Origin of the sequence: Myxococcus llanfairpwllgwyngyllgogerychwyrndrobwllllantysiliogogogochensis (genome assembly GCF_006636215.1) — a bacterium.
GTDB classification, from domain to species: Bacteria; Myxococcota; Myxococcia; order Myxococcales; family Myxococcaceae; genus Myxococcus; species Myxococcus llanfairpwllgwyngyllgogerychwyrndrobwllllantysiliogogogochensis.
In genome coordinates, this window is sequence record NZ_VIFM01000393.1 from 1 (window position 1) to 7887 (window position 7887).

Below are 7887 nucleotides of genomic sequence, written 5' to 3' on the forward strand. Positions count from 1 at the left end.
GTCCACGAAGCCGACGATGTCCTTGGCCAGGTAGTCCCGGTAACGGCCGATGGCGTCGCTGTTGATCCACTGGCTGCCGCCCAGGGACGTCCAGCCATCCGGGAACACGCCCACCACCGGCGGCACCTGCGCGGGGCCGGGTCGGCGCTCGGCCATCGGGGGAGCGACGGGGGGCGTCGCACCGGGCGAGCCCTGCACGGGGCCAGGTCGGCGCTCGGGCGCGGCAGCCGTGGGCTCGGCCGCACCACCGGGCCGAGCAAATCGCGAACGCATGGAGGGGGCGAGGCGCTGAAGCTCGGCCGCCGCCTTTGCGTCGATCATCAGCAACCGGCCAGCACCGTCCTCCTGCCAGAGCAGGTGACGGCGCACGTCCTCGAGCACGGCGCTCAGTTCCTGCGAGGCATCGGGCGAGTCGTCGTTCACGGTGGTGGATCGGTATCGGACGACGGGACCGAGCGCAAGGAAGCGGTCATCCTTCGCGACCGTACGCCTCTCGCCACGGCGGGCCCACCGGCACCCACCGGGTCAAGTCCTCGTTGGGCCCACACATCGCGTCACAGACCTGTCGCTCGGACGTCCTGGAGCGGCACACAGCCCTGTCCGTCGGTTCCAGGACCCGGCGCTCAGCCGTTCGCCGGGCGTTGCTCCACCAGCAGCAGTTCGAGGATTCCCCGGGCCACCGCGTCCTTGGTGCCCTGGAGCTCTCGTGGCGAGCCGGCGCGCGTCAACACCGTCACCCGGTTGGTGTCGGTGCCGAAGCCCGCGCCGGGCGCCGTCACGTCGTTGGCGACAATCGCGTCCAGCCCCTTGCGCTCCAGCTTCTCGCGTGCGTGCTCCAGCACCCGCTCTGTCTCCGCGGCGAAGCCCACCAGCACCGGACGACGCGCCTGCCCCGCCACCTTCCGCGAGGCCTCCGCCAGCACATCCGGCGTGCGCACCAGCTTCAACGTCTCCGGCCCGGAGGCGGCGCCCTTCTTCACCTTCTGCGCGGCCCGAGTCTCCGGGCGCCAGTCACTCACCGCCGCCGTGGCGATGAATACGTCCGCCTCTCCAACCCTCCCCAGGACCTCGCGCGCCATGTCCTCCGCGGACACGACGTCGACGACTTCCAGCCCCGCGCGGTCCACCGCGCCCACGGGCCCCAACACCACCGTCACCGAGGCACCCAGCGCACGCGCCGCATGCGCCAGCGCCAGTCCCATCTTCCCCGTGGAGGGGTTGGAGATGAACCGCACCGGGTCCAGGAACTCGCGCGTGGGGCCCGCCGTCAGCAACACCCGCTTGCCCGCGAGCGGCCCCGGGGCGAAGCGCGCGGCCACTCCCGCGACGATGGCCGGCACCTCCGCCAGCCTCCCCTCACCCACGTCGCCACAGGCCAGCAGGCCCGCGCCAGGGCCGACGAAGGAGAAGCGCGCATGTGCCAGCAGCGCCGCCACGTTCTCCTGCGTCATCGCGTTGTCCCACATGGCCACGTTCATCGCCGGGGCCAGCACCACCGGCCCTCGGAAGGCCAGCAGCGACGTCGTCACCGCGTCGTTGGCCATGCCCGCGCGCACTCGCGCCAGCAGGTCCGCCGTCGCGGGAGCCACCACGAAGGCCTCCGCCCAGCGCGCCAGGTCCAGGTGCCCGAAGTTCCCCTCCTGCGAGGGGTCGAAGTAGTCGGTGAGCACCGGATGCCCGCTGAGCGCCTGGAAGGTGAGCGGGGTGACGAACTGGCGAGCGGACTCCGTCATGGCCACCCGCACCTCGGCGCCCGCCCGACCCAGCTCGCGCACCAGCTCGCAAGCCTTGTACGCGGCGATGCCACCGGCCACGCCCACCACGATGCGACGGCCCTTCAGTGCCGATACGTCCATGCGGCTTCCTAATGCGCCGGCCCGTCGGCTCGCAACCGAAGCAGTGCCCAAGCCACCGACGCGTCAACGCCCCAGTGTCAATTCGCCCCGCGAGGGCACATCCACCACGCGCACTTCCGGGCCACCGGGGGTCTCCACATGGAACGCGCCCCACACCACCGTGTAGCGGCCGGGAGGCAGGCCCGACACGATGACCTGCTCGGTGCGCGGCTGATAGACGAGGTGCGCCCACCGCGAGCGCATCAACTCCTGTGCGGGCGGGTTGCTCGACACCGGGACTTCTCCGGCCACGACCCAGAGCGCCTTGCCCCGCTCGGGCTTGAGCTGCACCGTGAGCGAAGCGCTCCCGGGCGAGGGGCCCAGGTCCAGGTGCATCTCCGCGCCGCCCACCTGGACCACCAGCGCGGGCTCTCCCGAGTACTCGAGTCCCGAGCCCAGCATGAACCGGTAGCTGCCCGGCGCCACGTCCACGGAGTAGCCCCCGTCAGGACCGGTGACGATGGTAAGCGGCTCGCCTCGGTCGCCATTCACCGCCTCGACTTCGATGCCCGCCGCCGGCTGTCCTCCCGGACGGAACACGCGACCACTCAGGCGCGTGGCCTGCTTCAGCGTCAGCTCCAGCGCCGCGCGATTCCCGCGCTCCACCGCCTGCGTTCCGCTCAGCCGGCCCTTGCGCGCGGAGACGGTGTAGCGCGCGACATAAGGGGGGCTCGCCAGCGTGAAGCGGCCGTCCGGTCCCGAGAGCACCGACTCGTCGCACACCTCACAGGAAACCACCGCGTCGGCCACCGGCCCTCCGCTCGCGTCCCTCACCAGGCCACTGATGCTCGGCAGCTTCTCCAGCACCAGGTCGCCCAGTTCGGGTGACACCGGGCGGTCCACCATGAGCGGCTCGTAACCGGAGGCATCCACCGCGACGATGACACGGTCACCCGCGGTGGGCAGCGCCAGTTCGAAGCGGCCATCCGGGCTGTCCACCTGATGCTCGTCCATCCGGAAGCGGCGCACCGGAGCGCCGTCATCGCCAACGACGCGCCCCCGGAAGACATCGCGCTTCTTGAGCACCACCTTCACCGGCGGCCCGCCCGCCTTGCCTTCCGCGCGCTCCGTCTGGTCATAGCCGGAGTGCTTCACCTCCAGGCGGTAGCCCCGGTCCGGGCGCAGCGAGCGGAACTCGAAGTGGCCCCGCGCGTCGCTGATGACAGGCTCCGCGCCCCGCGGCACCACCGACAGCGAGGCACCCGCCACGGGCGTGCCTTGCGTGTCCACCACGTCGCCCGTCAGGGGCGCACCGGGCTTCAGCTCCGCCTCCAGCTTGAGCGTCTGACCCTCCACCACCGTCACCTGCCGCCGCTCGGACGGCTGGTAGTCCGGATGCGAGGCCACCATCGAGTAGGACCCTTCCGGAAGCCCGCGCATGGGCACGACGCCATCGGGGCCGGAGGGACGGTCACTCCGGAAGATGCCCTCCTGATCCACCCACAGCACCACGTCCGCGCCTTCCACACGGCGCCCGCCGGATGACACCGTCACCTCCAGCGCGGCATGGGGCTCCAGCGGAAGCTCCACACCGGAAGCCGGCGCCGTCACCTTCACCTGACCACCGCCCCACTCCGAGTGGTGCGCGTGCAGTTCATACAGGCCCGGCGTAGGCACCTGCGCCGCGAAGCGCCCTTCCCCATCCGCCAGCACCGACTCGCCCGTGGGCTGCACCAGCACCGACACGCGGGGCGCGGGACGTCCATACTCGTCCATCACCCGTCCGGTGATGAGCGTGGCGCGCTCCAGCTCCAGCTCCAGGGTCGTCTCGCCCTTGCCCACGCGAGCGGGGAGCTGGACGTCGCGGAAGCCTTCCGCCTTGCCCTCCAGCAGGTACTCGCCCACGGCCAGTGGCCCCAGCTCCACCAATGCGCCCGTGGCCGCGCGCTCACGCCGGACGAGTTCGCCCCGCGAGGTGCGCAGCATCAGCTCCGGAGTGGGGACGGGCTGTCCGGCCTCGTCGACCACCGTGACGAGCAGCTTGCCCGCCTCCTCCAACTCCAGCGTCACCTGCGTCACACGCGCGTCGAGCGTCAGCGTGCGCGGGGCCGAGCCCAGGCCCGGGGCCTCCGCCGTCACCACCAGTTCGTCCGGATACAGGCCGGTGAAACGCACCACCTCGCCTTCGGTGCGCAGCTCACGCGACAGATGGTCGGCACGAAGGCGCACCGTCGCGGCCGCGGGCTGGCCCTGTCGCATGACGCGAACCTCGAGCGTGCGCGCGGGAGTCAGCTGCAACCGCACCGGCTGCGGCCCCGCCTCGACGTGAGCCTCCACGGCGGGCAGGTAGCCCTCCGCCATCGCCAACACGTAGAAAGGCCCTTCGCCCAGGCCATCCAGCGAGAAGGCACCTTCCGCGCCGGACTCCGCCTCGAAGGGCAGCGGCACGCGACGGGAGACGGCGTGTACGCGAGCCCCCTTGAGCGGCTGCCCCGCTTCGTCCACCACCTGGCCTCGAATGGAGCGCAAGGGCGGGAGGTACAGCTCCACCGGGTCTCCCGGGGCCGCCCTGTCCCTCAGCGCCACCCCCAACCCCGAAGCGCGCGCCCACACGGAGAAGGACACACCGACGAGGTGCTCGAAACGGAAGCGCCCTTGCTCGTCCGTGCGCACCGTCGCGCGTGGACTGAGAAAGCCTCGCTGCTGCTCGAAGAAGGCGAGCGTGTGCAACGCGGACTCGCGGGCCGGGCAGGACAGGAGCGCCTGGTCGCATTCGTCGCAGCGCACGTCCGCCAGCGTCCGCTCGGAGCTGGCCGCGAGGAACACCTCCGCCCCCGACACGGGCTTGCCCGACGCATCCAGCACGCGGCCGGTGAGCGCCAGGCCCTCCTGGCCTCCCGAGGAGACCTCCACCGCGGAGAACTCGGGCAGCGACTTCGGCGTGGAATCCAGAGACGCGGCGGACGCAGGGCTCCGAGGCCCACTCTCGGAATGGGACCAGAGCCAGGCTGCCCCGGCCACCACCAGGGCGGAAATCACCCCTATGAGAATCCAGTTGCGCATGCGCACGTCACTCGGACCTTAGCCCGCGGCCGGGCCCGGAACGGGTGATTCCCTCCGGAAATTCCGGACCCCGTCCTCTCCCGGACGCTCCCCCCATGACGCGTTCCCACCCGGTGGCCTGCGTTGCCACCGGGGAAACACCGTCATGCGTTGGTCACTGCTTCGTGTCGTCCTCGAGTGCGTCCAGTCGCTTCTCCACCCGCTCGAAGCGCGCGTTCGTCGTATCCGCCAACGAGCCGAGCAGCCGAGCCATGCGGCCAGCGTGCGTCTCCATCCGCTGGAGTCCACCGGACAGGCCACGAAGCTCACCCGCCACCGTCTCCATGTGCGTCATCATGACGTCCATGTTCGCGCGCAGGGAGTCCGTGCTCGCGCTCAGGGAGTCCACGTTCGCGCGAAGCGATTCGATGTTCGCCTGCATCGCGCCCATGTTGGCCTGCATCACGCCCATGTCCTCGCGCATCACCCCCATGCTCTTCAGCACGAAGCCCATGCTCGAGGCCATGACTCGCGTATGCGTCCGCGTGGTCTGCATCTCCTCCCGGAGCTCCGCGACCTCGCCCATCAACCGCACCATGACATCCCGCCCCACCGCCCTCGCCATCCGACCTCCCACCATGGTTTGGCGGGAAGCTACATGGCGGGTCTGACGCGGACCGGACGAGACAACGGAACCACGACGGGTGCGCTGGCTCATGGTCGGTCTCCTCACTCTTCAGCGAAGGGCTGGATGGCCTGCGCCACGGCGAGCTCCTGTCGGGCCTCGCTCAACTCCGAGTTGGTCGCGCGCAGCCGGTCACTCAGCACCTGCACGAAGCTCCAGAGCATCTTCACCGCGAGGATGGACTCGCGCTTCATCAGCCCCATCAGGTCCGGACGGGAGATGACCATGGTGCGCGTGGGCTCCGTCGCGCGCACCGTCGCCGAACGCGGCGCGTTGTCGATGAGGCCCATCTCTCCGAAGTGGCCGCCAGAGCGCAGCTCGGCGATCTCCACGCCGTTCTTCTCGATGGCCACCCGGCCCCGGATGACGACGAAGAGCTCCTCGCCCGGCTGCCCCTCCACCACGATCTCCCGGCCCGCGGGATACGTGCGCGTGGTGGCGATGGACAACACCGCCGTCTGCTCCTTGTACGTGAGGTGACGGAAGAGCGGAATCTTGCGCAGCGCCTCCATGCGCGACTGCGCTTCGCTCGTCTCCTCGTTGGCCATGGCGGCGCTGTCGCCGGCCACCTTCACCACGACCGCGGTGATGTTGTCCTTGCCACCGCGCTCGTTCGCGATGTCGATGAGCCGCTTGGGCAGGTCCGCCGGCTGAAGCCCCGACACCAGCGGCAGCATCTCCTCATCCTCGACGTAGCCGTGCAGGCCGTCCGAGCAGAGGACGAACATGTCGCCGGGCACCAGGTCCACGATGAGCGTGTCGACCTGGACGGACTCCTGGATGCCCACCGCACGCGTAATCACGTTGCGGTACTGCGACGTCGCCGCCTGCTCCTTGGTGATGGTGCCCGCCTTGAGCTGGGCGGCGACGAGCGTGTGGTCCTCGGTGAGCCGGTGACACTGCCCGTGCCGCACCAGATAGACGCGGCTGTCGCCCACGTGGCCGATGACGGCCTTGTTGCCACCCACCGCCAGGCACACGAAGGTCGTCCCCATGCCTCGCTTGGTCGAGTCCGTCATCGCCGTGCGGTAGATGTCCGCGCACGCCCGCTGGACGGCCACTTCCACCAACGCCGCCGCCGCCGAACGACTGTCCGCCGTGGGGTTGTTGCCCAGGTCCTTCAGCAGATGCCGGTTCGCGGTGATGTGCTGCTTGACCACCTCGGTGGCCCGATTGCTCGCCACCTCTCCCGCCGCGTGCCCGCCCATGCCGTCGGCGACCACGTACAGGCCGAGCGGCACGTCCACCAACATCGCGTCTTCGTTGTGCTGCCGCTTGCGGCCGACGTCGGTCAGTCCGAAGGCTTCTGTGGTCAAGGCCACCGCGAACACTCCCGTGTGTGACTGTAGGCGACTCCGCACGTTATGCAGGCCGCTTGAGACGTGGCAAGGCTCAGGGAGCCATCCGAACCGCGAGCATCCTGACAAAGCCGCTTGCCGTGTAGAACGCCAGCTCCACCTGTCCGAAGCGCAACCGGACGCCATCCTCCAAAAGGACGGGCTTGCGAGGGGTGAGCCGAACCCCGCTCAGCCACGAGCCATTCTTGGAGCCCGCATCGGTCAGCAGGAAACCCGCCTGGGCTTCATCACGGGCCAACCAGGCGTGGAATCGCGACACACTGCCGTCATCCAGCACCACGTCGTTGTTCCCCGTGCGGCCCACGGTGACGCCCCGGCCGAACGCATTCGTCCGGCACTTCACCACCGGAAACACCACCGGCTCGTGGGCCCCCAGCGTCGGCGGCCCCGCGTTGGTCACCGTCTTCAACCGGTACTCCTCCTGATCCGCCAGGCTCTCCACCACCGCCGGAGGCGAAAAGACGAGCAGCCCGGGCGGCAGGTGCCGCTCGAGGTCGCCCCGGTTGCGCAGGTACCGCGAAACATGGGCGCTCAGCAGCTCGGGCATACAGGGGGCGCGGGAGGGGGGAGATTCCCGCGAAACCCAGTCTACGCGGACTTCACCGCCAATCCACGAACAACCCGAGCAGCGGGCCACCCACGAAGCTCCGGCCCAGGTAGCGCCGCTTCAGGCCGAAGGGTTCCCCGTAGCCCACGGCGAGTCCCAGCGCGAACGTGTCGAACTGGTAGCCCGCCTGGAGGCGGCCCTCGATGATGCCCACGGTGTTCTTGTCCGCGGGGGCGCCGCCGTCGAAGTGGGCGCCGTAGAAGACGGGTCCGCCCGTCACCTGGAAGCCCCAGTGAAGGCCGTGGGGCAGGTGGTTGCGGTAGCCGACCCCCACCTGCGCGGTGTGCTCGTAGTACGAGCCCAGCAGCGTCTCCGGCTTGCCTGCTTCCGGGGTCGGCATCGACGCGCCCCACCCCACCC

5 protein-coding genes and 2 pseudogenes are annotated in these 7887 nt (G+C 70.2%); all 7 read right to left on the minus strand.

Translation table 11 applies throughout. From position 1 onward, the window contains the following. Positions 1 to 423 (minus strand): annotated as a pseudogene (locus FJV41_RS54400) (hypothetical protein); the annotation flags it as partial. A gap of 200 nt (positions 424 to 623) precedes the next feature. After that, on the minus strand, positions 624 to 1856 hold the full coding sequence (gene coaBC, locus FJV41_RS46415; RefSeq protein ID WP_141649046.1) for a bifunctional phosphopantothenoylcysteine decarboxylase/phosphopantothenate--cysteine ligase CoaBC: 1233 nt from the start codon (positions 1854 to 1856) through the stop codon (positions 624 to 626). Positions 1857 to 1919: 63 nt separating this feature from the next. Next, positions 1920 to 4898, minus strand: a complete 2979-nt coding sequence (locus FJV41_RS46420) for a carboxypeptidase regulatory-like domain-containing protein (protein WP_141649047.1) — start codon at positions 4896 to 4898, stop codon at positions 1920 to 1922. A 154-nt stretch (positions 4899 to 5052) separates the two neighbouring features. Continuing rightward, on the minus strand, positions 5053 to 5502 hold the full coding sequence (locus FJV41_RS46425; protein WP_141649048.1) for a hypothetical protein: 450 nt from the start codon (positions 5500 to 5502) through the stop codon (positions 5053 to 5055). 104 nt (positions 5503 to 5606) lie between these two features. Beyond that, entirely contained in the window at positions 5607 to 6893 is a 1287-nt protein-coding gene (locus FJV41_RS46430; RefSeq protein WP_141649049.1) for a Stp1/IreP family PP2C-type Ser/Thr phosphatase, read from the minus strand. Positions 6894 to 6954: 61 nt separating this feature from the next. Further along, positions 6955 to 7467, minus strand: coding sequence for an FHA domain-containing protein (locus tag FJV41_RS46435; protein ID WP_141649050.1), 513 nt, complete (start codon positions 7465 to 7467; stop codon positions 6955 to 6957). 52 nt (positions 7468 to 7519) lie between these two features. After that, positions 7520 to 7887, minus strand: a pseudogene (locus FJV41_RS46440) (hypothetical protein); the annotation flags it as partial.

What these genes read in the sequence shown, in the direction of transcription:
- coaBC (WP_141649046.1), bottom strand. Translation starts at nt 1,856, where the DNA reads ATGGACGTATCGGCACTGAAGGGCCGTCGCATCGTGGTGGGCGTGGCC.
- FJV41_RS46420 (WP_141649047.1), bottom strand. Translation starts at nt 4,898, where the DNA reads ATGCGCAACTGGATTCTCATAGGGGTGATTTCCGCCCTGGTGGTGGCC.
- FJV41_RS46425 (WP_141649048.1), bottom strand. Translation starts at nt 5,502, where the DNA reads ATGGCGAGGGCGGTGGGGCGGGATGTCATGGTGCGGTTGATGGGCGAG.
- FJV41_RS46435 (WP_141649050.1), bottom strand. Translation starts at nt 7,467, where the DNA reads ATGCCCGAGCTGCTGAGCGCCCATGTTTCGCGGTACCTGCGCAACCGG.